Raw genomic sequence first — 20,251 nt, 5'->3', positions numbered from 1 at the left:
ATCCTTGCGTTAAATGAACGATGAATCTCAGTTTCCGGTGCTGATCGTGCCTTCTTTGATGCCAAGCAAAACGGCGGCTTGGTGAGCCTTGCCGCGACGTCCTTTCTTGCGGCCGTTGAGCAAGTCGCTCACCAGATTGCTATTGAGGTCATGCCGGCGGCAGAACTCGGCAAGGCTGATGCCCTGTCGATCCAGCGCTGCTCGGGCTTGCTCGGGCGTGAGTGGGGCGGGCATAGTGTCCATTCGTGTGCATCCGTGTTGATTAGGCGTCATTATGCCCAAAGAGTTGGGCCTGTAAAGGATGAAAGCTTGAAAAGTTGTGCATCTGATGAAGACTTGGACGTTGGAGTGGGTGAGCGTTTGCGCGAAGAAAGGACGCGCTTAGGGCTCAACCAGGATGCCTTTGCACAGCGGGGCGGCATCACCCGCAACACCCAGGGCAGCTACGAAAAGGGCGAGCGAAACCCCGATTCCGCCTACCTCACCGCCGTGGCCAAGGCCGGTGTAGACGTGCTCTACGTCTTGACGGGCGGGCGTTTGCCACAGCCTGCCAGCACGCTGGATCCTGCCGAAAACCAACTGCTCCAGCAGTTCCGCAGCCTGTCCGACTATGACCAAAAAGCTGTGCATCGCATCGTCGGTGCCATGGCTGAAGTGACTCAGCTTTCCAGTGTCAGGAAATAACTCGTCGAGATTTAGAACATTCGTTACGACGGATTTCAGTTTTGATTTTTCGCGCTCCTGAGTAACGTTGCCCCCGCAATGCACTTAATGGAGTAGTGGGCATTTGGATCAAGATGAAAAAAAGAACATGCGCATGGATAAGCCCCACAGCGAAATGTCCGAGTTAACACAAGAAGAGTGGAATCTTCTTACACGTTATAGAGCGATGTCTGAGCAGGATCGGGAATATATCCAGCACTTTGCAAACGTGCTGACGAGTGCAGCCTGATGGCGTAGACATACCGACAATCAAGTAAACGATTTAATTGAAATGAAAACACAAGAAGGAACCCGGCCCCGTGTCGGGTTTTTTGTTGGGCAATGGGGGAGGGCGCCCACACTCAGCACGCCCAACCGCCCATGAATTCCCAAAATGCAAAGTGCCGTAGCTGCTATGTTGCAGCCTTCAGGATCACTCTCTTGGGTCGGGGAGAAACGGCTTTCACCACATCATCGATCACCGCTTTACCCATCGCCGTCAAAAAGTGCGCGGCCCAAGCATATCGGTCGGTTTCTTTCATGAATGCAGCGTCTTCGGCGAAGGCCTTAGCCAGACTCAGCAGATCGGAAGCCTGTTCCAGCGCCTCTTTGACAGGGACGCCAGCGCTGACTTGGAACAACGGTTTTTCACCGCAGTAGATGAAGTGGGTGTAGCCGATGGTTGTTTCTTCGACTTCTTCGATCATTGGTCACCTCCATTGACGGAAGGGATCAGACAGAAGACAGAGGCGGATTTATAAGGGTGAAGCCGGTTTTCAAGCTGATTAACGGTATGCATGGTCTAACTCCTTGACATTAGGAGCTGCCACGTTCGTTTCCAAGCGAATGGGTGGCAGCTATGCGTAGGTTGGAAACCGGGAGTCAAGGAGACCGGCACGCCCGAAGGCGTCCCACGCACAGCCGCCATAAAACAAACGTCCAGGCAAAATTACGCTGGGGCTTGTGAAGGGGCGCTGTTGCGTGACTCGACGGGTTTCCAAGCCCGATCACTGATATGCAGTGACGTTTTGAGAATATCCCGCCGAAAGAAACGCCAACAAGCCGAAGCTTGCTGAAAAGCACGATAAGCGCACTTCCTTACGCAACACGCAGATTTTGCCTACAACTTTGGCCAGAGTCACCCGGATATTCTGAAGACCGTGACAAACGAGCGGTGCACTTTGATGCAAAAAACGCCGCATTCCTAACCGGAAATGCAGCGTTTTTCGTAGTGAGGTTGTCTCCGCCGTTTGCACTCTGGCCACAGAATCCAAACCTTGCGCGGTATCATGATATAATACCATGAACAATAAACAGCTCAGCACGCTCAAAGCCGTATTTTCAAGGCCTGTGCCCACCACGCTGGAGTGGGTTCGAATCGAGTCTCTTTTTGGTGCAGCAGGCGCCCAGACCATCGAAGGCAACGGATCCCGAGTACGTTTTGAATTAAATGGTGTGGTCGCCACCTTCCATCGACCCCATCCGGATAAAGAAGCAAAGCCCTATCAAGTGCGTGACGCTCGGGCTTTCCTGGAGCAAGCAGGAGTAATTCCATGAACGTAATGAACTACAACGGTTATGCCGCTCGAATTGAATACAGCGATGAGGACGGCTTATTTGTTGGCCACATCGCAGGCATCAAGGATGTCGTTGGCTTCCACGGCGAATCCGTCGCGGAGCTGCGTGGGGCATTTCAAGAAGCCGTGACTGACTACCTCGAAACCTGCGCCAAGCTGGGGCGCACACCACAGAAGCCGTACTCCGGGAATCTCAGCCTGCGGTTGGCCCCGGCGCTCCATGCAACGGTCGCCGTGAAGGCTCAGCTAGCCCGCAAAAGCATTAACCAATGGGTGGCCGACGTTCTTGATCGTGAAGCGCACGCCTAAAAATTGACCCTGCGCTAGGCGTGTAATTAGCGACCCTCGATTAGGTTTCTCGCCATTCAGGGTTACCACGGAAGATTGCCGGCCTACGTTCATAAGGAGCAAACGACAGACGAAAAAAAACCGCCTTTGCGGGGCGGTTCTTTTTGAGCATCGGCTTGCGGCCAACGCTCGGTGCATCTCACGAGAGTACACTGGCGTGGGCTCATCTTATAAAGCTTTGCCACCGCTTGCAACGTCATTTTGTTCTCATCTATAGGACGTGAGAGCCCCAAAATAAGTGCCTTACAGTGCACGGCGCTCCTTGTTAAAGTCTGACAGAAACAACAATTTACAAAAGCGGTGGCCTCCTGCGTATAGAAAACTCGTAGGAGGGCTTTTCCCTGCTTTCGAGGTCGTGATTCTAGGTCAATATGCCGATGCTCACACGCCAGCGATGCAATGAGGTTAGGTCGGTTGAATACCGATTTCATCCCCTTTGACACGGTTTTGCACCCGTGCCGGATGATGCCTCGGAGGGACGCCAACCGGCCACCTCATGAGGGTATGCTGGCGTATACTCCCGAAGGCATGCGTGATCCGGTAAGTGTGCTGGAGGTTTGGCCCCCAACCTTGGAGGCCAAAACGTATGAAGCTTTTGTTACGTACGTTGAGCCTCGTATGGAGATTGTTGAAAGCGTTTCGCTTTTACGAGTTCCTGCGAGACCACTTTGACGACCTGAAGTAACGGTCGTGGATGTGGGGAAAAGCCCGCGTCAGCTTCGGCTGATGCGGGTTTTTTTTGCCTCATTAATCTGTCAAAAATGATAATTCAACCAGCCTGTTCTTGTGCGAGGGTAGGGCATTTCGTCGGCATCTGTAGGTGTAATCCTAAAGCTCTGAATATACTGGTTTTATGTACAGTATATGAGTTGAGGTATAACCCCGATGAACACCCCCGCCATCACAGTTGTCTCCACCATGGGAAAGGATCTCTCCCACTGGCAAGTCATGCTTGCGGACAAAACCGCGCTGCTCGCCCAACCAGGTGCTCATCACAAAGCACTGCTGACCTTGGCCTTTGCCTTACATAAGGACAATCGGATCGATAACAGCGAACTCGGCGACTTGCTCGAGTTGGCAGATGGGGCACTGGCCTACGCTGTCGAGTCGATGCTTGACATCAATCGTGATGAGTAGGTGCGCATATGCATTTATTGGTAACCCCAATGAGATCACGCGGCATTCCCCTGGACGCCAAAGCACGGCGTCAGTACCCAGCGATAAGGGGCAATGTCATGGTGAACTCTTCGGTCTGTCAGGAGCTGGGGCGAGCTTCGAACGTCGCCCGTTTGGTAGTAGGCATGCCGCTGGATCCTGACCCGTTACCCCCACTACTCGACGCGACGCTTGCAGGCATGGCAGTAACGGGGTTTGTTCTTAGCGGAATTGAATACATCGATGGTTGCGCGTATGCGCAATCGTGGTGGTGCCGGGAAGGCTAATTGTTGGAAATAACGCATGTTCTATTTCGCGAGCCTTTTCGTGCTATACCTCGTCTGATTTGTTGGTCTTTTCATCAGGTGGCGCATCTTTGGGTAACAATTTTATCTTTATTTTTTTAGCGACGTGCCGGATGACGCTGCTTAGCATTCCCTTCCAGTACCAAAGAAGATGTGGAAATGTCACGCGTCCAGCCAGATGGTTCGTCCAAAAGCTCATAGGTGCTTTCAATGGGGCAGTGCTATGCCCCTGTGTTGTATTGATTGAGTTAATTCTGTTTACCAATAGCTGCTGGCTGTAACCCATCTGTTGAGCAAGATCGACAAGCCGTTGTTCGATTTCGGATCCGAATTTCAAAGTGTCTTGTTCTGGGTTGTCGAAATAAAAGTCCTTATAATATGTGTAATGTCTATCCATTCAGGGTTAGAGCTTACGTAGTTGTAAATATCGAAAGGAAGTATGCTTTTTGGCTTCTTGTCTCCATTGGTTAGTTTCATTTCTGAGTTTTCATAAGCTTTGGCTGCAAGTTCTGAACAGAATGAGTGGCGTGGGCTGGTGTATATAGTATTTAGCAAGCTATAGTTTTGAAGGTTATGATGTCTTAGATACCGTTCAAGGTGCTCAGAGTTTTGCTCGTCATACGAGGCAATGTGCCGAAAAACAACGAATTCTTTGTTTTCGTTTAGGTATTCAACCAAAGGACGTAGGTGAATTCCTAATTTAGGCATTGCATGGATTAAACTGTGGTTGTAGAGAGCAATCGCTACATGGTGGTGTTTTGCTTTTTTTCTTCTTAGTACTGTTTGAACGATGATGTTCATGCTTTTATTTGGGCGAGAGAATAATATGATGTCGCCTGTGCATGATGGAGTGTTCAAGTTTGTTTTTCCTTAGGAGCAAAAAATTTATGAAGAAGGCTCAGAGGTTCTCGAGTAGTTTCGAATTCTTGATCGTGGAAAGCCTTCGAGGTATTTAACAGCGGGCGCTAGATGCAAAAATTTCCGTCCAGTACAGAACAATATTGAATCGGACAAAATTTGGTAGGGATTGCCTTGTATGAGTTGAGATTATAATTGTCGTGTTTTAGTCGATGGATCGGCTGTATTGGTTTGCGTATGTTGTTTATAGGTTGGATGTCGCATTTTTTTTCTTGAAATGTGTATCCGAACTCTCGATCGGGGGTTGCAAGAAGAACTTTGTCTTCGCTAATAAAAGCCGCGTAAGAGTCGCTATAGAAAGTTTGTAGTTTACATGCGTCCGGAGAAAGGTGGAATGAGGCCGAAACTAATATTTTTTTGAGAGTTTTATCAACGAACTTTGCATCTGTATTGCTAATTAGTCCGAGCAAGATTAGGCTTGTATAAACCACGCCTACTATGGACGCAAGTCCAAGGTTGAAGTCTCTTGCGCTACTTTTTTTAAAGTTGGTGCATGAGTCAGCATAGCTTCGTTTTCGTTGCTTAAAACGCTCCGCCAGCTGGTTCTTAAAGATGTGTAAAAGTACTAATATAAACACTGGAAATATGGCATACATTGCCAAGTAAATCCAAAGTGCTACAGCGACAATTAGGATAAATATTTTTTGGGTTGTTGGGAATTTTGCAGGGTCGACATGCGTGTATTGTACAATTATGTTGTCAGCTATGGCATTGGCAATAAGCGTTATAACGAGCGCCGTGATTGTGGCGACTATCTTGAATGCTGCGGAGTATTTTCTATAGAGGTTTGTAAGGCTGTAGTAACTGATTGAGAAGATAATAGTGCTTGTGCATATAATGAAAAATATAGTTCGAGGTATTATGTAGGGTATGTGGCTTCCCATTAATTGTAATAGTACAAGAATAAATAGTGATCCAACACATCCAACTATCGTTGTGGCGGCGTAGTCAGCAACTCTCCAGTTGTTAAAACTGTAATTTAGTTTTAATTTTGGGTTTCTTATCCAGATTTTTTTGTTGTTGAAGTGTTTGTCTATGCAGTGAAATACAACAACTGCCAAAAAGAAAAAAACTAATATGTACAAAATTGTATTTTGATTGTCAATTTTCATTGAAGTACGCTGATTTTGTTTTTGAGTAGGAAGTGCTCAGTCCGTCTGTTCTAAAGTTTTTTGTCGTTCTGAGCGATCTGTCTTCAGTTGTCTGCTCGTGTGTACCGCATCCTCTATGATTTCATTCATGTCGTAAATTGAATACGGCGCATTGTTGTAGTTCGCGCCTTTGTCGATAAGTGGGTGCTGCTTTTTATCGAAAAAGGATACGTCGTAACCTGCAAACTCACATAAGACTCTAAGAAATGATCTAGTGTATCGGTAGCTGCCAATGAGTTGGTGTGTGCTTCCTGTTCCTAATACATTAAAATTCAAGTCGTCATCCTCCTTTGCGGAACTATCTGTGCATATAATTAATTTTCGACCTTTTGACTTTAGATCTTCATATATGCAAGGCAGATTTAGAGTTTCTGAAAGTGTGAATAGTTTGGTGCAGGCGTGCGCGTACTCTTCTATGCTTTTTATTGGGCTTGCAGCGGGGTCAAGAGCGCGATGTATATGTTCCTGGATCTCGGATATATTTTTTATTGAATTTTCAAATCTATCTGTATTTATTTCTGGAGTTCCATTGGATGGGCCCATGTCTATAAAGAAACGTAGGTGCAATCTTGGGTGTGCATAGAAGTCTCCAGTTATTTCACCAGGGGATTTAATTTCCTTTAAGCTATTAAAGTATTCAGACATTGCTTTGCGGTGAGCGTAGTAAGTGTCAATGTTGTTTTTGTGGCGTGCTGTCGTAATCTGTACTGATGTTTGGTGTGTTGCGTGTATTCTTGCAACTAAAACGGAAAGGGATATAGATAATGATAGGAGTGCTATAGGCAAAGTGCTTATTTTTATAAATTCACTAAAGCCGTCGCTGTCCAATTGGGGAGAGTATCCATTCCAGGCTAACGAGCCAAAGGTAAGAAAGTAAAGTGTAGGCGCAATAATACTAAGCCAGAGATATCCTTGCTCAGCTAAGCCGCGCTCGGCGTCTAACAGAAAAACATGTCGTTTTTTATAGGTTTTTGATATTCTGGAATAGTAGATATTAATTACCCAGTAGATAGCTGATAAAGGAGTGATACTTATTATCAGTGGGCCTGTGATGTAAGCGACCAACTTTAATATAGAGGGCATTTAACTTCCGTGTTTATTCGTGTAAAGGGTTTGGTGGCTTTATGATATCAGGACCTTCGACGAAGGTTAACGATTTTTTACTAGCTCGAACTGTGACGGCAGTTCCATGGATATGCTGGCAATCTTCAAGGCGTTCGGGTGATTACCCCAACGCCTAAGAAAGCTTATTTCATCGAAATTAACCGTCGCCCAACCCACTCTGCCACCTGCGTAACAATGGCATTTCCGGCACCAAAAGCCTCCGCAAGGTTGGCCGCATCCTGGCCGAGGCAAACCCATCATCTTAAGCCGCTCACTGCCGCTCACTGCCGCTCAGACATCTGATGCCATCCGTTCGGGTGAGCGACAAGAGTGTTACAGCCCATAGCTATCTGGGAGGGGCTCTCGGCGAGCAAAGTATGGGACCAGCGCTGCGACAGAGACGCGTCCACTGGAGCTGCTGGACGTTGAAATTCCAAGGCCTTCATTCACGAACTCGCGAAAATATGTCAACCACAAGCGGCAGAAAAGCCGAGCATCGAGGCGCCTCCATATGTGGAAGTATTTATGCTGCGCTATCGCCAATTTCAGACAAGTGGTATTGGTTCCTCTATGAAATACGATGAACCTGTTATTTCTGACAGTGGTGACGAGTTGTTGGTGGGTGTATATACGAATTTGCATCAATTGAGATGCAAAAAATATCTTATTATTTGAATGTGAGGTGAATGGAATGCCTACTCCAATTGTGACTAAACATTACTCGGGTACCGCTACTTCTGATTCTGAGTATTATACGCAAGATCGTGTTAAGACTATTACCGAAATCAAGCCCGACGATGGAGGCCCGGTAGTCATTGCTAGTAGCTATGGTAGACTTGTCTCTGCTGGAGAGAGGGTTACCTATACAGTTACAACAGGACCTGTTGGCGAAATAATCACACTAGATTGAACGAAAACAAGTGTAGGCTTTTATGTAATGTGCGGATCGGTCACGGTTATTTGTAGTCGTGACCTTGCCGCATCACAGACCAAGTTGGTTCCAAAAAACACAGGGTAATGACGATTGGCCTGCTAGTTTTCTTGTTAACTAACGTTGATCAGTTTTTTTCCCAGCCACTCCGCGACCTGCGCAACAACGGCATTTCCGGCAGCGAAAGCCTCCGCAAGGTTGGCCGCATCCAGTCCGAGGCAAAACCCATCATCCTCAGACGCTCGCTGCCGCTCAGCCATCTGATCCCATCCGTGCGCGTGAGCGACGAAAGTGGTACAGCCCAGAGGGATCTGGGATCCGTCGCTGTTGGCCAATAAAGTATTGGCAGCCCAGGCATCCGCCGGCCGAGGCCAGCGCTGCGATCGAGACGCTGGAGGTATTGCGTCCACTGGCGCGGCGTCAGCCAGCAACTCGAAGGGGGGCATGCGTCTAAAACCCGCGACCAGGAATATTCGACGACGCTGCTGGGGGACTCCGAAATATTGAGCATTAAGCACTCGCCAAAATCCCACATACCCGCAGTCCGCAAGGGCCCGGATGACTGTTTCAAAGTCGTGGCTATCGTTGACAGCGAGCAGGTTAACGACGTTCTCAAGCACCACCCAGCGAGGTTGAATTTCCTTGAGGATTCGTATGACTTCCCAGAACAGGCCGCTGCGGGCGCCGCGCAGTCCACGGGTGTCTCGGTTGCTTTCGCGGGCGCCGGCGACGCTGATGTCCTGGCAGGGGAATCCGGCGGTGAGGACATCGACTGAACAGAGGTTGTGAGCGCCGCATTGGCGCACGTCTTCAAATTGCTGTGCATGGGGAAATCGATCGGCAAGCACAGCCCGGTTGATGGGGTTGAGTTCGACTTGCCAGGCGCTGCGGTATCCGGCGTTTTCAAATCCAAGATCAAAGCCTCCTATGCCTGCGAACAGGCTTCCAAGGGTGGGTTGCTGCATTCAGGAACTCGTTGTTCTGGATGCTCGCGGCACGCTGGGGGGAGGCTCGGGTCCTTCAGGTGGTTGAGTGTCCGGCAACGCGGGCACTTGATCTGTAGTTCGGTGAAGCCGCTGGCGGCGGCGAGTTTGCGGCAACAGTGGCCGCAGCGGATGTCTTGCATGAGTCGTCCTTGTTATCTCTGCATCTTTTTCCATTCGCGGTCAGCAGCGCGCTTGGCTGCATTTTCCGTGGCGTATAACCAGCGCGATCGACGCGCCTTGCTCTGATCGCCGGATGTCACCGATTTTTCCTTCCCGGTTTTCTTGTCGCGGTAATACGCAATGATCCCCGTGTAATCGTTTCGGTTCTGCTCGGCCAGATGCTCAACAGTGTCTTCCGGCAGCTTGCTCTCCATTTCCAGGCTGACGGTGTAGCCACTGTCTGCGCTGAGGGTGTGCTGCACGTTGCCGCCGTACCAGATGATCTCGTCAATCTCCGTCTTCACCCCTTCGAGCGTATAGGTCAGCTCCGGGATCAGATCGGGCCGGCCCATGGCCAGGGTGTAGCTGAGCGTCGCGCTTCCACGTTGCAGGCGATTGAATTCGGCCCGAGCGGCACGCAGGGCCGACTGTCGGTCGCTGTAGGTGTGCCGCAGATCCTTGAGGTTCTCGCCACCGCCGGCGATGGCTTCTTGTTTCTTGGCGCTGTTCACGTCGTAGAAGTAGGCCCGCACGCCGTCGTAACTGTCGCGGTCGGCTCGCAGATAGCGGTGCTGATCGCCGTCAGCGCGGGTGAGGGTGATGTGGGGTAGATCGGCGCCGCTGGCAGTCTTGCCGCCGCCCGCTGGCAGGCATAACAGACGGCCGGCCTTGACGGTCACCACGGCATCGAATTCTTCGCCGACGCGGCTGATCAGGTTGGCGTCGGATTCGTTGGCCTGGTCGAGCTGCAGGATGGGCAGCCCGTCGAGGGGGCTGGCGATGGTGGCGGTCAAGCCATTGCCCAGGGCGATGTCACCCAGCACGTCGCCGAGCGTGGTGTTGCTCCAGTTGCGTTCGCGTTTGGTCTTCAGGCCTTTACGTAGATCGGCTGAGCGGGCGCGAATGCTCAGCACATCGGGCGCTCCGGAGTGTTCTGTTTCGTCGACGATGTAGGTGCCCTTGTCGACGAGTCCGGTATCACTCCAACCGAGCCACAACCGAACTACCGCGCCCTTGGGTGGGATCGCCAGCAGCCCGTCATGGTCGCTGAGGGTGATGCTGAGTTGATCGGCCTCAATGCCACGGTTGTCAGTCAGCTCCAGGCTCATCAGGCGCGGGCTGATCAGTTGAGCGATATCCTTGCCGTCCACCGTGATGCGGAAGGCGGGCACTGGGTAGGCTGCCTCGCGCTTGTAGCGGTCGATGATGTTGTCCAGAAAGCCAGTGACACGGGAGAGGGCGGCATCGATCACAGCAGCGCCCTCATGATACTGACGCCGGCGCTGGTACCGGCGCCGATCAGGTCGATCCGGTCGTCATCAATGCGCTTAAGGTTGAGCGTAAATTCGATCCGGCGTGGCGTGCCGTCGCGGAAGAAAATCGTCTTGGTTTCGCTCAGGCTTTCGATGACCCACAGACCGTAAATCCGGCCGCTGCCCTCGACCATGGGCCAAGCCTTGCCGGTGTTGGCCATCAGACGCAGGGCATCGAGACTGAGAGCGCTGCCAGCCAGCTCCGGCAGAATGACGCCGGGTAGGGTGATCGAGTCCTCACCGCGCCCGACAAACTGCCGGGCTGGCGCGGCGCCGACTCGGTTGCTGCTCGCGTGGCGCCATTCGGTTTGGCGTTGCAGCTCTTGGTAGGCGGCGGTGGAAAGGCTGAAAACGAACATGCCCAATGCAAGCATCATTGGCTCTACTCCAGATCAGCTAAGCGGCTGCGTCGGCGGGCTTCTTTTTCTTGCTGGACGCGGGTCATCTCGATCCGCACAGCGCGGCCAATTGCCAACGCATCCATGCCTGGAGCCGCGTGGATATTGATCTCGTAGGTGTCGTGACTGTCTTGGATCGAAGGTGTCACCGGTCTGAGGGGCGCGCGGTCATCGACCGTCAGCGAATGGGTGAACTGGCCAGGTTCAAAACTGATTAACGCGGTCGCAGAACTGAGCTGCTGAGCCAATCCGCTCAGCACACGAGTCGGATGATTTTGGTTCTGTTCCAGTCCCTGTGCGAGCCCCGCCATGGTGAAGCCGCCCAATTCGGCGAAAACACGTGAAGGGCTATTAATCCCGAGTTTTTCCTTGAACCAACCGACGGTTGAATCACCAATTTCGCCCATCACATTCTTAAGCTGGCCGAATCCGGCTTTCAGTCCTTTTACCAGTCCATCGATGATCATTCCGCCAAACTCGGTGAAGCGTCCGGGCAGCTCGATGCCCAGGTATTTCATGACGCCAGCGAAGGCCTTGTAGAGCATTCCGACGGGGCTGAAGTTGATCAGGGTTTTGAGTATGTCGGCGGTGCCGCCGTTGAAGCTGGCCTTGATCTCTTTCCACGTCTCGGAAAAATACTGCTTCACAGCGTCCCAATTTTCGTAGAGCAAATAGGCCGCGCCGGCAATGGCGGTGATTGCCAAGCCGATCGGGTTCAACGCCAGCGCTCGCCCGAGGATGAGCAGGGCGCGGCCCACAAATGGCAGTACCTTTCGGCCGAGTTTCCAGAGCAAACTGATCAGCCTAGGCAGGCGAATACCCAAGCTCAAAAACATCAGACGAAACGCCACGAACGGCAGCATCACGCTGGCAACTGTCACCATCAGACCGCCAAGCACTACCGCCAGCGTCGCAATAATCGCGACAGTTTTCACGATCCCGGCCGCGAGCTTCGGGTTTTCGGCGGCCCACGTTTTCACGCCACGTACGACCTCTGTTACCGACTGGACCAATGAGCGCAAAGATCCATCCTGTTGGTCCTGCAATTCGATCCCCAGGTCCTGCCAGGCACTGCCGAGCGTTGTCAGATCGCCTTTCAGGTTGTCCGCCATCACCCGCGCGGTGCGGGTGGCTTCGCCTTGGCTGGTGCGCAAACTGGCGATCAGCTTTTGCAGCTCACCGGTGCCAGCTTGTTCAACCAGCTGGGCCATGCCTTTGACGGCGTCTTCACCGGCGATGGCCTTGAGCAATCCACCTTTTTCGGCGGTGCCCAGACCTTTGGTTTTGTCATGGATCTCCTTGAGGATGTCCGGCATTTTCCGCAGATTGCCGTGAGCATCGGCGGTGTGGATTTTCAGTTGGGCCAGCGCTTTCTCAGCGGCTTTCGGCGGGGCTGCCAGACGGTTCATGATCGAACTCAATGCGGTGCCGCCCATGCTGCCTTGCAGACCTGCATCGCCTAATTTGCCCGCCATCGCGGCCGCCGTTTCCAGCTCAACACCGTAAGTTTTCGCCATCGGCGCGGCGTATTTCATCGTCTCGCCGAGCATCTGCAAGTTGGTGTTGGAGCGGGTGAACGTACCCACCAGCACATCGCCCAGTTTGCTCATGTGCGCGGCCTCCATACCGAGCCCGGAGAGAACGTTCGACGCGATATCGGCGGTCAGAGCGAGATCTGTGCCACCGGCTGATGCGAGGTCGAGCATGCCGGGCATGGCCGCTCTGATTGCTTTCGGTTCGAAGCCGGCCATGCCCAGAAAACCCTGTGCATCAGCAGCTTGACCGGCCGTGAACTGCGTTGACCCGCCCAGGCTCCGAGCTTGCTTGCGCAACGCCGTCAGCTCGGCGGAAGAGTGATCGAGCCGAGTGATGGCTTGCACCTTGCTCATGCTGGCGTCGAAGTCGATTCCCGGCATGATCGTCTTCGCGCCGGCGTACAGAGCTGCGCCACCACTGGCAGTGGCGACGGCGCCTTTTTCAGCGAGGGAGCGGGTGACGTTCCGTTGGTTTTCCAATGCGACGCGTTCGGCTGCCAGCCTTCGCTGTTGAGCACCCAACGCCGCCAATCGCCGGGTTTGCTCAGCAATGCTTTGATTGGCGACGTCGGTGTGTTCACGCAATCGGCGTTCATGCTGGCTCAGGTCTTTGGTGTGAATACCGGCGTCGTGCAGCCGAGTGCGCAAGCGTTGCAGGTGTTCGCTTTGATGCTGATGCTGTTGCTTGAGCCGTTGTGCTTCGTGCACGGCATTGCGAAAGTCCTGCGTCATGGCCTTGGTGGGAACGCCGGTTGAAGCGAACTGCTGGCTCAGGGTTTTGACCTTGTCGCGCGCAGCGCTGAGTGCCTGAGCGGTCGCATGTGCAGCCGCCCGCTGCGAACGCCATGCGCTGACATCTTTCTGCTGGGCGTTGAGTGCCTTCAGGCGCTCACGGGCCTCTTTCAAAGCACGGGCCGCACCGATGCTGCCGCTATTGATGGCCTTGAGTGGGCGCGTGGCTTGATCGATCGCGCTCAGCAACACCCTCAGTTTCAGATCATTCGCCATCGGCGACACTCCGCAACCTGGCGCGCTCGCGCCATTCCATCAGCTCCTGCAGGCCCAGCGAACCCATGTCCGCCGGCGCCCAGTGAAAGACCACGGCCAGGTCAGCCATGGCGTCCTCTACGCAACGAGGCAGACATCCGTCTTCACCGACTTCTGCAACAAAAAACCGGAGATCTTGCTGCCGCACGCCAGAAGGTCCGCCGGATCCATTCCCGCCGCCTCGGGTGCGGTAATGCTGGGCGACGTGATGCGCGGTAGCAGTTTGATCAGGGTTCCGACATCCATGTTCAGCAGCTCGACCAATTGAAGGCCGCGCAGCTCGCCGGACTGCGGCTTACGCAACGTGAGCGAATCGATTGTGGTTTTGCCGCGAGTAATCGGGCTGTCGAGCGTGACGGTGTTGTCGTCCGGCAATGTGATTTCGACTGATTCAATGTTCTGCATGGGAAGTATCCACAGGGCTAGGGAAAGTCAGAGACCGAGGGCGGCGCGTTGCTTTTCGAGCATGTCCACACCGCTCACTTTCTCAATGAAATTCAGCAGGTCGACCTCGATGATGTCCTCGTTATCGACGACGAGCTTGTAGTAGGAACAAGTGGTGGTGATGCTGTGTTCGGTGTCTTCGCCGGGTTGGGCTTCGCCCATTTCGATGGTTTCGTGACGGCCGCGCATGACCACTTCCACGGCGCTGACGTCGCCAGTGTCGTCCCGCTGAAACGCGCCGGAAAAACGCAGCGCAACACCTGAAGCATTCACCGCACCGAACTGACGTAGAGAAATCAGATCCAGTCCGCCGGTCTTCCATTCGAACTGGATACCGTCATCGGAGAAACCCAGGTCAGCCTTGACCGGGCCGTTCATGCCACCGCCGCGATAGCTTTCCATCTTGCGACCGAGCGGGGGCAGGGTGACGGTCTTGACCACGCCCACGTAACTGTTGGCATCGTTGAACAGGTTGAGGTTTTTCAGTTTGCGCGGCAGGGCCATGGCGCCGTTCTCCGGTTAGCGGTTGATCTGGCTGGCGAAGGTGATGAGGTAACGGTCGGTGATGCGCTGGCGCAGGGTCAGGTCTTCCAGCGGCGGGATCGGTGTGTAGTCGTAATCGAGCCAGAGCTTGCCGGCCTTGAGCGTGTCTTTGGTGTTGATGTCTTCGGGATACCAGCAGCCTCCGCCGACCAGATAGCCGCCAGCGATTTTGGTACGAAACTCGGCGTTTACTGACTCGATCATGTCGCGCACCAGCGACGCGTGCAGCGGCTTGTCCATTGCCCACATCTGCGCGCCGGCCATGGTGTCAGCCAGCACTTGCGCGGTGCGTGTGTAACTCTCGAAAGCGAACAACGGGTCGTCGCTGCAAGTGCGGCTACCCCAGAAGCGAAAGCCACCTTCGTTGATCAGCGTGGTGACGTCGTGGCTGTTGAGGTAGTTGGCGTCGGTGGCCGGGTTTTGCAGGTCCCAGAACACGTCGGCGTTGATGCCGGTAACCCCGTTGACGGTCACGTTGGACAGGGTTTTGTGCCAGCCAACTTGCTGATCGATCTTGGCGCGCAAACCGAGTGCGTTGGCCACGGCGCTGGCAGTGGTGGTCTTGTTGGTGGCGGTGCTCCAGCTCTGAAAGTCAGGCCAGATAACCATCACTTCCCGAGCACCGAAATGGCGGCGGTAGGCAACGGCTTCTTCTTTGGTTTGGCAGCCCCAGGCGCTGACATAGGCAAAAGCTCGCAGTTGCTGGGCGATAGAGGTGAGGGCGGTGGCGACAGGCAATGAATCGAGGCCCGGCACGCCCAAAATACGAGGCACCAAGCCCAGCCGTGACTTGGCGGCGAGTAAGGCTTTCATGCCGGTGTATTTACCGGTTTCCGTGGTAGTGCCGATCAAGGCGCTCGCGGTTGCCGATTCGTCCTCACCTTCTTTCACGCGCACAACGATGACGTAAGGTTTTGTCTGGTCGGAGATGGCTTGCAGGCTGGTGGCGAGAGTGCCTTTCACGCCGGCCTTGCCAATGGCTGTCTGAATGCTGCTGACCAGTACAGGCGTATCCAGCGGGAAGGTCGCCGCATCGGCATCATCGGCGGTGCAGACCATGCCGATGACAGCCGTCGGAATGGTGCGAATCGGGCGAGAGCCATCGTTGAGTTCGATGACTCGCACGCCGTGTAGATAATCGGACATGGTTAATCTGCGTGGTGAGAGAAGACACCACACAGGCTGCCGCGCTTATCAAAAGCTGACGAGGCGCGGCAGTTGTATCGAGCAGGTCAACAAGGTGCGACTGGCAATTGCAACTGATTCAGGGTGTACCTGCGGTTGGAGGAACGGGCCACTCCATGCTGATGGGAAACCCAGTGCTTTGCTCAATTCGATTGAGTTCGACGCAATAACGCATCCAGCCCATTAGAGCCGTTTGTTCGTCCGGCGTTATCAACTGCAGTTGCTCTGCATACTGCAGCGGGGCGATGCGCAGCTGGGCGTGCTGCATCAAGGCGTCACGCTCCCTCAGTACCTCAGACCTTTTTTTCTCCGCCAGGTCCGACTGATCCAGCTTCCAATCCTCACCTGTCCAGTGATGGTGGGGGCCAGGCCACGCTTTTATCGTCACCGTATCGGGGAGTTCGCCGACCTCTCGCCATAGCAATGATTTCCCGGTATCGGTTCGGTAGAGGATGCCACGGTGGTCTACCCGTTCCTCCGGCAAGCCATCAACCATGACCCAGACATGACCTGGTTTTGCAGGCCCCAGTGGCCGTGTCAGTCGTACTGCGTTGCTTGGTATTTCGACCCCAAGCCCCGGCACGACCGGAAACTCGATCGGCCCTGTCAAGACACCCGCGTTATCAATCAAGTAATTCGTCATCGCTGCCTCAAATGATTTTGATCCGTCCTGGATAGGCGATGTTTCGAGGGCGCGATGTTGCAATTGCACCGACTTCGCTTCCTTCCAAAATGTCAGATTGTTCAAATGCCAGTAGGCTTTCTTCATAATTCGCGTTTTCACCCAGGTCGAACCCATGGATGTCGTGGGCTCGTACCAAATACTCTTGGGTGAGGCTTGTTGTTAGCGCGACAATCTCGTCACCCCTGGCGTCGTAGGTTTGTCTTGAGCCCTTTTGCCAAGAACCAGGTTTCCGACCTGCATCCACGTTGCGTGACTCGTCCAGTATTCGTAGAAATTCGCCCCTGCCTTCTGGTCCGCGAAAGGTTAAACCGTCATCTTGTGCGATCCATCCGCCCTCGTTACCTATGCTGTGTTGCTCGGTGTTGAGCATTCCTGACTGCTGCGCGTGATCCCAAAGCCAAGGCCACTCTGAGCGTTCAAACGTTCGACCATTCAACGCGGCGTATCCACCCGGACTGAACTGGGTAGTGGTTTCAAAAACGGGATGCCCCAGCGGCAACGTATCCAGTCGCCCGAGGGGCCACCAGTGGCCACGCCCGTCCGCACACAAGTGCCACCAATCGCCCGTACCCATCAGGGGTAGAAACGGATACCCGTTATGGGAAAGATGCGTATGGAACAGGATGCGATCTGAACCATGCGCTCGAACCACCACGCGATGGCCTGAGTGGTCTTTGCGACGTATCAGAATTTCTCGTCTCGTCAATTTCGAATCGGAAGGTGGGAGCTCCAACGTCACCGCACCATTGTTGGCGTCACAGAGCACCAGACCCATGTGCTCGGAGGTGAGGCTTTTGCCTTCGCGAATCAGCGTGTAGGGCCGCGAGTAGGCATCTCGTATAGAGCGATCCACAAAATCGCGGGTAGCCAGTACAACTGAGGGATCGATTTTCAACTGAATGTTGGCGGTGCCATTGGTGATGATGTGCATGCGCACCACTTGGTTGCGTCCCGAACCTTGGGCCAGCAGCGGCTTGTAACTGGGAGCAAGATTCGCCACCGCAGAAAAGACGCCGTCCTTGTCTTCCAACGCCAGCTCTCTCATCCACCAACCGCCGACTTCCGGGGGGAGCACCACTTCAGCGATCAGAACGTTCGGATCGGTAGGAGAGACGCGCAGCTGATTGAGCGGAGCGCGGTGTACCGGGTTGATGAGCCGAGTTTGCGCAGGGTCAGGCACAGGATCGGCACCATCGGCATCACCGATCAACATATGGCTCGGCTCCCAAGGAATGCCGAGGGCGTCGCAATTGGTTTTCTTGGCGGCTCCGAGGGTGGTGAGCATGCCGCCGAACAGGGTGTTCTTATCAACCATGAAGGTACACTTCCATTTCATCGAGGGTGTAAATACTTGCGCCGCCGTAGCTCTGAATGAACACGTCGATGTCCGGGTTTATCCACGGGTAAACATCGATTTCGTCGCCGTCATCGGTAGCAATCGCCGCATAGGACTCGACGCGTGTTTCCAGAATGATGTCGAGGCCCGTCAGGTGGCGGGTGAGAGGCTTGGCGTCATCGATGAGCCAGGTCAGTTCCTGGTACATCTGTTCGGTGATGCCGGTTCCGGACACGCTGATGTTCAGGGCAAACGTCGCACGCGGACCGAGCGGAATGGTCTGCCACCATTCCACGATTTCAATCGCAAAACCCAGCGGCTCGACGACGCGTCGCAGTGAGCCGAGCGTGCCTTTGCGGGAGTGGATGTAATACGCCGAGCTGATGGCTGAGCGCTTGGCGGATTCGGACCATTGAGAGTCCCAGCGATCGACTGAAAACGACCAGGCCAAATACGGCAGCAAGGGCAGGGGGCATTTGTCCGGGTTGTACAGCGTGCGTAGGGGAATGGGTACGCGTTGGATCTGTGCTAGAGCTTCCGCGGCCTGTAATTCCAGCGGCGTCGAATTGCTTGGCAGCAACGTTTGATAGGTCATCATTCGATCCCCAACGCCAATTCGATTTTCGTGCAGTACGGCGCTTGGTATTTGGTGGCGACGATGTCTTCCCAATCTTCCAGCACGACCTTGCGCACGCCTTCTACGTGCAACGCGGCGTGAACAATGGATTCAGAGACCTCCAACGCGAGGCGCCGCCGTTGGTGCACGAATTTGAGTAGCTGAGCTTCGGCAGCGGCGAGGACAAGTTCGGTTTCGGGGCCACTGGTCAGCGGGTAAATTTTGGCTTTGACCTGGTAGTTGATGACCTCCGCGCCCTGGACCGTCAGACGATCCGCCACGGGCCGACGGTCGTCGTCACTGAGATAGGCTTCGACCTTATCCAGCAGAGCTTGTGAAGCGGTGCCATCGCCCAGCACGGATTGCACCGTGACTACCGCCTCGGCCGGCGCCGGACTCTCAGCGGTGGCGTCGGCGACCTGACCGTCAGCGGAACGAGCGTGGAAGATATAGGCGTTGCGCGGGCCCGCAGTGCTGAGGCCTTCCCATGCCATCTGTGCGCGCTCGCGCAGGCTGTCGTCGCTTTCCATCAGCTTGGGTAAGGGCGGCACAGCTGTCGGGTTTGCGGCTTGAATGACCAGTCGCTTCACGTTGAAGTTGGCGGCGAGCTGTTCGAGGTCGGTACCCCTGGCCAGGGCGAGCATGTTGGCAACGGAGGCTTCGTTGACTCTCTGGCGCCAGATGGTTTCGCGGTAGGCATTTTCCTCGAGCAGCTTGGTCAGCGGCTCCGACTCCATGTTGAGGCGCGCGGCAATCTCGGCCTGTTCCTCGGCTGGCCAGAGGCTGATGGCGTGGGCCTTGCGTTCGGCGAGGATCTGCTCGTAATCGATCTGTTCGACGATCTGCGGCGCCGGCAGTTGGCCGAGGTCGATGGCGACAAAACTATTCATACGCTGCCTCCCAGTTGCAGAGGCACGTTCAGACTCAGCGGCTGATTTTTATCGACAATGGTGCCTTCGAACTCCAGCGACGCCTGGCCCTGAAGGTTCGCGCCGATGAACTGGATACGACTTAGGCTGATGCGGGTTTCCCATCGCATCAGCGCCATGACCGTGGCTGCGTAGACCTGCAAACGGGTGAAGTCGTTGAACGGCTGATCGACCAGCTCAGGCAGCAGGCTGCCGTATTCACGGCGCATCACGCGGGTGCCGATGCGTGTGGTCAGGATGTCCGTGATGGATTGGGCGATGTGTTCGACCAAGCCGAGGGCCGCGCCGGTTTCTCGGTTCATTCCGGCTTACCTGTTTTCGCACCGCCGGGCATGACGCCGCCGTGCGGGTGGTTGACCAGGCTGATGTTGGCCGCGACCACGTCCACAGACACGGTGACTTTGCCGGTGATGTTCTGGTTGCCGGTCTGGGTGTAGTCGCCCTCATGGGTGATCGGGCCGACGATGTGGATGCCGCCCGTGCTGGTCAGGTTGGTGGTGCCGCCTTCGGCCAGCGTGACGTTCAGGTGGTGGGCGACGCTGTCGTACTCGATGACAGTGCCGTCGCGGTAGGTGCAGCGATGCAGGCCTTCGCGGTCGCCATTCGCAGGAATCTGGTCGCTGAACAGACCGGTCAGGACGATGCCGTTGCCGAGCTGGCCGGAGGGGCTAAACAGGATGACCTGCTCTTTGATGGTGGGCGGGTTCCACTCGCGGTCGGCACCGGCGCGGGCGGCGATCCATGGGAGCCAGCCGGTGGTGAGCGTTCCGGTTTTGACCTGAACGCGCGGGGGCTTCATCTGGACGGCAGCGATGGTGCCGAGGCGGATGAGGTTTTCGATCAGGCGGGCGAGGGTGGCTAAGTCGTTCATGGCGCCGATGGTG

General features: G+C 54.6%; 25 protein-coding genes. 6 read left to right on the top strand and 19 right to left on the bottom strand.

The features are described from left to right. Nucleotides 1–27: 27 nt before the first annotated feature. On the bottom strand, nt 28–234 hold the full coding sequence (locus tag ACM6JM_RS23045; protein ID WP_074690388.1) for a DNA-binding protein: 207 nt from the start codon (nt 232–234) through the stop codon (nt 28–30). Nucleotides 235–309: 75 nt separating this feature from the next. Between ACM6JM_RS23045 and ACM6JM_RS23040 the strand changes: the two genes are divergently transcribed. Both ACM6JM_RS23040 and ACM6JM_RS23035 read left to right on the top strand, forming a co-directional pair. Then, entirely contained in the window at nt 310–684 is a 375-nt protein-coding gene (locus ACM6JM_RS23040; protein ID WP_414882564.1) for a helix-turn-helix domain-containing protein, read from the top strand. Between the two features lie 103 nt (nt 685–787). Then, nucleotides 788–952 carry a hypothetical protein gene (locus tag ACM6JM_RS23035; RefSeq protein ID WP_414882563.1) on the top strand — a complete coding sequence of 55 codons (165 nt, stop codon included), beginning with the start codon at nt 788–790 and terminating at the stop codon, nt 950–952. 163 nt (nt 953–1,115) lie between these two features. On the opposite strand, the gene ACM6JM_RS23030 is transcribed toward ACM6JM_RS23035, so the two are convergent. After that, complete coding sequence (locus ACM6JM_RS23030; RefSeq protein WP_414882562.1) at nt 1,116–1,409, bottom strand: DUF3077 domain-containing protein; 294 nt, start codon at nt 1,407–1,409, stop codon at nt 1,116–1,118. A 595-nt stretch (nt 1,410–2,004) separates the two neighbouring features. Here ACM6JM_RS23030 and ACM6JM_RS23025 point away from each other — a divergent pair. The 4 genes from ACM6JM_RS23025 (at nt 2,005) to ACM6JM_RS23010 (ending at nt 4,069) form a co-directional block, all read left to right on the top strand. After that, the gene (locus tag ACM6JM_RS23025; protein WP_414882561.1) at nt 2,005–2,259 is read left to right on the top strand and encodes a type II toxin-antitoxin system HicA family toxin; all 255 of its coding nucleotides are present in this window, start codon (nt 2,005–2,007) and stop codon (nt 2,257–2,259) included. Next, nucleotides 2,256–2,588, top strand: coding sequence for a type II toxin-antitoxin system HicB family antitoxin (locus ACM6JM_RS23020; protein ID WP_414882560.1), 333 nt, complete (start codon nt 2,256–2,258; stop codon nt 2,586–2,588). Before ACM6JM_RS23025 ends, ACM6JM_RS23020 begins: the two co-directional genes overlap by 4 nt. Before the next feature lie 924 nt (nt 2,589–3,512). Beyond that, complete coding sequence (locus ACM6JM_RS23015; RefSeq protein WP_414882559.1) at nt 3,513–3,764, top strand: hypothetical protein; 252 nt, start codon at nt 3,513–3,515, stop codon at nt 3,762–3,764. 8 nt (nt 3,765–3,772) lie between these two features. Next, nucleotides 3,773–4,069 carry a hypothetical protein gene (locus ACM6JM_RS23010; RefSeq protein WP_414882558.1) on the top strand — a complete coding sequence of 99 codons (297 nt, stop codon included), beginning with the start codon at nt 3,773–3,775 and terminating at the stop codon, nt 4,067–4,069. A gap of 351 nt (nt 4,070–4,420) precedes the next feature. On the opposite strand, the gene ACM6JM_RS23005 is transcribed toward ACM6JM_RS23010, so the two are convergent. The 17 genes from ACM6JM_RS23005 to ACM6JM_RS22925 form a co-directional block, all read right to left on the bottom strand. Beyond that, entirely contained in the window at nt 4,421–4,945 is a 525-nt protein-coding gene (locus tag ACM6JM_RS23005; protein WP_414882557.1) for a YiiX/YebB-like N1pC/P60 family cysteine hydrolase, read from the bottom strand. Between the two features lie 1,208 nt (nt 4,946–6,153). Continuing rightward, nucleotides 6,154–7,239, bottom strand: coding sequence for a hypothetical protein (locus tag ACM6JM_RS23000; RefSeq protein WP_414882556.1), 1,086 nt, complete (start codon nt 7,237–7,239; stop codon nt 6,154–6,156). Between the two features lie 1,065 nt (nt 7,240–8,304). Beyond that, the gene (locus ACM6JM_RS22995; RefSeq protein WP_414882555.1) at nt 8,305–9,156 is read right to left on the bottom strand and encodes a DNA cytosine methyltransferase; all 852 of its coding nucleotides are present in this window, start codon (nt 9,154–9,156) and stop codon (nt 8,305–8,307) included. Continuing rightward, nucleotides 9,117–9,317, bottom strand: a complete 201-nt coding sequence (locus ACM6JM_RS22990) for a Com family DNA-binding transcriptional regulator (RefSeq protein WP_414882554.1) — start codon at nt 9,315–9,317, stop codon at nt 9,117–9,119. The genes ACM6JM_RS22995 and ACM6JM_RS22990 overlap by 40 nt, the downstream gene beginning before the upstream one ends. Nucleotides 9,318–9,329: 12 nt before the next feature. Continuing rightward, nucleotides 9,330–10,589, bottom strand: coding sequence for a phage late control D family protein (locus tag ACM6JM_RS22985; RefSeq protein WP_414882553.1), 1,260 nt, complete (start codon nt 10,587–10,589; stop codon nt 9,330–9,332). Continuing rightward, nucleotides 10,586–11,026 (bottom strand): phage tail protein, encoded by a 441-nt coding sequence (locus ACM6JM_RS22980; protein WP_414882552.1) that lies wholly within the window; start codon nt 11,024–11,026, stop codon nt 10,586–10,588. The genes ACM6JM_RS22985 and ACM6JM_RS22980 overlap by 4 nt, the downstream gene beginning before the upstream one ends. A gap of 5 nt (nt 11,027–11,031) precedes the next feature. Beyond that, entirely contained in the window at nt 11,032–13,590 is a 2,559-nt protein-coding gene (locus ACM6JM_RS22975; protein WP_414882551.1) for a phage tail tape measure protein, read from the bottom strand. After that, on the bottom strand, nt 13,580–13,699 hold the full coding sequence (locus ACM6JM_RS22970) for a GpE family phage tail protein (protein WP_414882550.1): 120 nt from the start codon (nt 13,697–13,699) through the stop codon (nt 13,580–13,582). The genes ACM6JM_RS22975 and ACM6JM_RS22970 overlap by 11 nt, the downstream gene beginning before the upstream one ends. Nucleotides 13,700–13,707: 8 nt before the next feature. After that, nucleotides 13,708–14,034 carry a phage tail assembly protein gene (locus ACM6JM_RS22965; protein WP_414882549.1) on the bottom strand — a complete coding sequence of 109 codons (327 nt, stop codon included), beginning with the start codon at nt 14,032–14,034 and terminating at the stop codon, nt 13,708–13,710. A gap of 27 nt (nt 14,035–14,061) precedes the next feature. Next, nucleotides 14,062–14,577, bottom strand: a complete 516-nt coding sequence (locus ACM6JM_RS22960) for a phage major tail tube protein (protein ID WP_414882548.1) — start codon at nt 14,575–14,577, stop codon at nt 14,062–14,064. A gap of 15 nt (nt 14,578–14,592) precedes the next feature. Next, nucleotides 14,593–15,762 (bottom strand): phage tail sheath protein, encoded by a 1,170-nt coding sequence (locus ACM6JM_RS22955; RefSeq protein WP_414882547.1) that lies wholly within the window; start codon nt 15,760–15,762, stop codon nt 14,593–14,595. Between the two features lie 118 nt (nt 15,763–15,880). After that, entirely contained in the window at nt 15,881–16,444 is a 564-nt protein-coding gene (locus ACM6JM_RS22950; RefSeq protein WP_414882546.1) for a tail fiber assembly protein, read from the bottom strand. A 7-nt stretch (nt 16,445–16,451) separates the two neighbouring features. Then, nucleotides 16,452–17,801, bottom strand: a complete 1,350-nt coding sequence (locus tag ACM6JM_RS22945; protein ID WP_414882545.1) for a phage tail protein — start codon at nt 17,799–17,801, stop codon at nt 16,452–16,454. Further along, entirely contained in the window at nt 17,794–18,417 is a 624-nt protein-coding gene (locus tag ACM6JM_RS22940; protein ID WP_414882544.1) for a phage tail protein I, read from the bottom strand. Before ACM6JM_RS22940 ends, ACM6JM_RS22945 begins: the two co-directional genes overlap by 8 nt. Next, nucleotides 18,417–19,328: a baseplate J/gp47 family protein gene (locus tag ACM6JM_RS22935; protein ID WP_414882543.1), complete on the bottom strand. Its 912-nt coding sequence runs from the start codon at nt 19,326–19,328 to the stop codon at nt 18,417–18,419. The genes ACM6JM_RS22940 and ACM6JM_RS22935 overlap by 1 nt, the downstream gene beginning before the upstream one ends. Beyond that, on the bottom strand, nt 19,325–19,669 hold the full coding sequence (locus tag ACM6JM_RS22930; protein WP_414882542.1) for a GPW/gp25 family protein: 345 nt from the start codon (nt 19,667–19,669) through the stop codon (nt 19,325–19,327). The genes ACM6JM_RS22935 and ACM6JM_RS22930 overlap by 4 nt, the downstream gene beginning before the upstream one ends. Beyond that, nucleotides 19,666–20,238, bottom strand: coding sequence for a phage baseplate assembly protein V (locus ACM6JM_RS22925; protein WP_414882541.1), 573 nt, complete (start codon nt 20,236–20,238; stop codon nt 19,666–19,668). Before ACM6JM_RS22925 ends, ACM6JM_RS22930 begins: the two co-directional genes overlap by 4 nt. Between the last annotated feature and the right edge of the window lie 13 nt (nt 20,239–20,251).

The sequence above is a fragment of the Pseudomonas sp. IT-P2 genome (genome assembly GCF_949767575.1).
GTDB lineage: Bacteria > Pseudomonadota > Gammaproteobacteria > Pseudomonadales > Pseudomonadaceae > Aquipseudomonas > Aquipseudomonas pharyngis.
The sequence above is the reverse complement of the archived record's forward strand: the minus strand, read 5'-3'. Positions and strand labels throughout refer to the sequence as shown.

Bases quoted from the DNA above. Each gene is read 5' to 3' on its own strand.
- ACM6JM_RS22990 (WP_414882554.1), bottom strand. From the start codon at position 9,317: ATGCAAGACATCCGCTGCGGCCACTGTTGCCGCAAACTCGCCGCCGCC.
- ACM6JM_RS22935 (WP_414882543.1), bottom strand. From the start codon at position 19,328: ATGAATAGTTTTGTCGCCATCGACCTCGGCCAACTGCCGGCGCCGCAG.
- ACM6JM_RS23015 (WP_414882559.1), top strand. From the start codon at position 3,513: ATGAACACCCCCGCCATCACAGTTGTCTCCACCATGGGAAAGGATCTC.
- ACM6JM_RS23010 (WP_414882558.1), top strand. From the start codon at position 3,773: ATGCATTTATTGGTAACCCCAATGAGATCACGCGGCATTCCCCTGGAC.
- ACM6JM_RS22995 (WP_414882555.1), bottom strand. From the start codon at position 9,156: ATGCAGCAACCCACCCTTGGAAGCCTGTTCGCAGGCATAGGAGGCTTT.
- ACM6JM_RS23025 (WP_414882561.1), top strand. From the start codon at position 2,005: ATGAACAATAAACAGCTCAGCACGCTCAAAGCCGTATTTTCAAGGCCT.
- ACM6JM_RS23030 (WP_414882562.1), bottom strand. From the start codon at position 1,409: ATGATCGAAGAAGTCGAAGAAACAACCATCGGCTACACCCACTTCATC.
- ACM6JM_RS22930 (WP_414882542.1), bottom strand. From the start codon at position 19,669: ATGAACCGAGAAACCGGCGCGGCCCTCGGCTTGGTCGAACACATCGCC.
- ACM6JM_RS22950 (WP_414882546.1), bottom strand. From the start codon at position 16,444: ATGACGAATTACTTGATTGATAACGCGGGTGTCTTGACAGGGCCGATC.
- ACM6JM_RS22955 (WP_414882547.1), bottom strand. From the start codon at position 15,762: ATGTCCGATTATCTACACGGCGTGCGAGTCATCGAACTCAACGATGGC.
- ACM6JM_RS23020 (WP_414882560.1), top strand. From the start codon at position 2,256: ATGAACGTAATGAACTACAACGGTTATGCCGCTCGAATTGAATACAGC.
- ACM6JM_RS22975 (WP_414882551.1), bottom strand. From the start codon at position 13,590: ATGGCGAATGATCTGAAACTGAGGGTGTTGCTGAGCGCGATCGATCAA.
- ACM6JM_RS22970 (WP_414882550.1), bottom strand. From the start codon at position 13,699: ATGGCTGACCTGGCCGTGGTCTTTCACTGGGCGCCGGCGGACATGGGT.
- ACM6JM_RS23000 (WP_414882556.1), bottom strand. From the start codon at position 7,239: ATGCCCTCTATATTAAAGTTGGTCGCTTACATCACAGGCCCACTGATA.
- ACM6JM_RS22965 (WP_414882549.1), bottom strand. From the start codon at position 14,034: ATGCAGAACATTGAATCAGTCGAAATCACATTGCCGGACGACAACACC.
- ACM6JM_RS22945 (WP_414882545.1), bottom strand. From the start codon at position 17,801: ATGGTTGATAAGAACACCCTGTTCGGCGGCATGCTCACCACCCTCGGA.
- ACM6JM_RS22960 (WP_414882548.1), bottom strand. From the start codon at position 14,577: ATGGCCCTGCCGCGCAAACTGAAAAACCTCAACCTGTTCAACGATGCC.
- ACM6JM_RS23045 (WP_074690388.1), bottom strand. From the start codon at position 234: ATGCCCGCCCCACTCACGCCCGAGCAAGCCCGAGCAGCGCTGGATCGA.
- ACM6JM_RS22980 (WP_414882552.1), bottom strand. From the start codon at position 11,026: ATGATGCTTGCATTGGGCATGTTCGTTTTCAGCCTTTCCACCGCCGCC.
- ACM6JM_RS22925 (WP_414882541.1), bottom strand. From the start codon at position 20,238: ATGAACGACTTAGCCACCCTCGCCCGCCTGATCGAAAACCTCATCCGC.
- ACM6JM_RS22940 (WP_414882544.1), bottom strand. From the start codon at position 18,417: ATGACCTATCAAACGTTGCTGCCAAGCAATTCGACGCCGCTGGAATTA.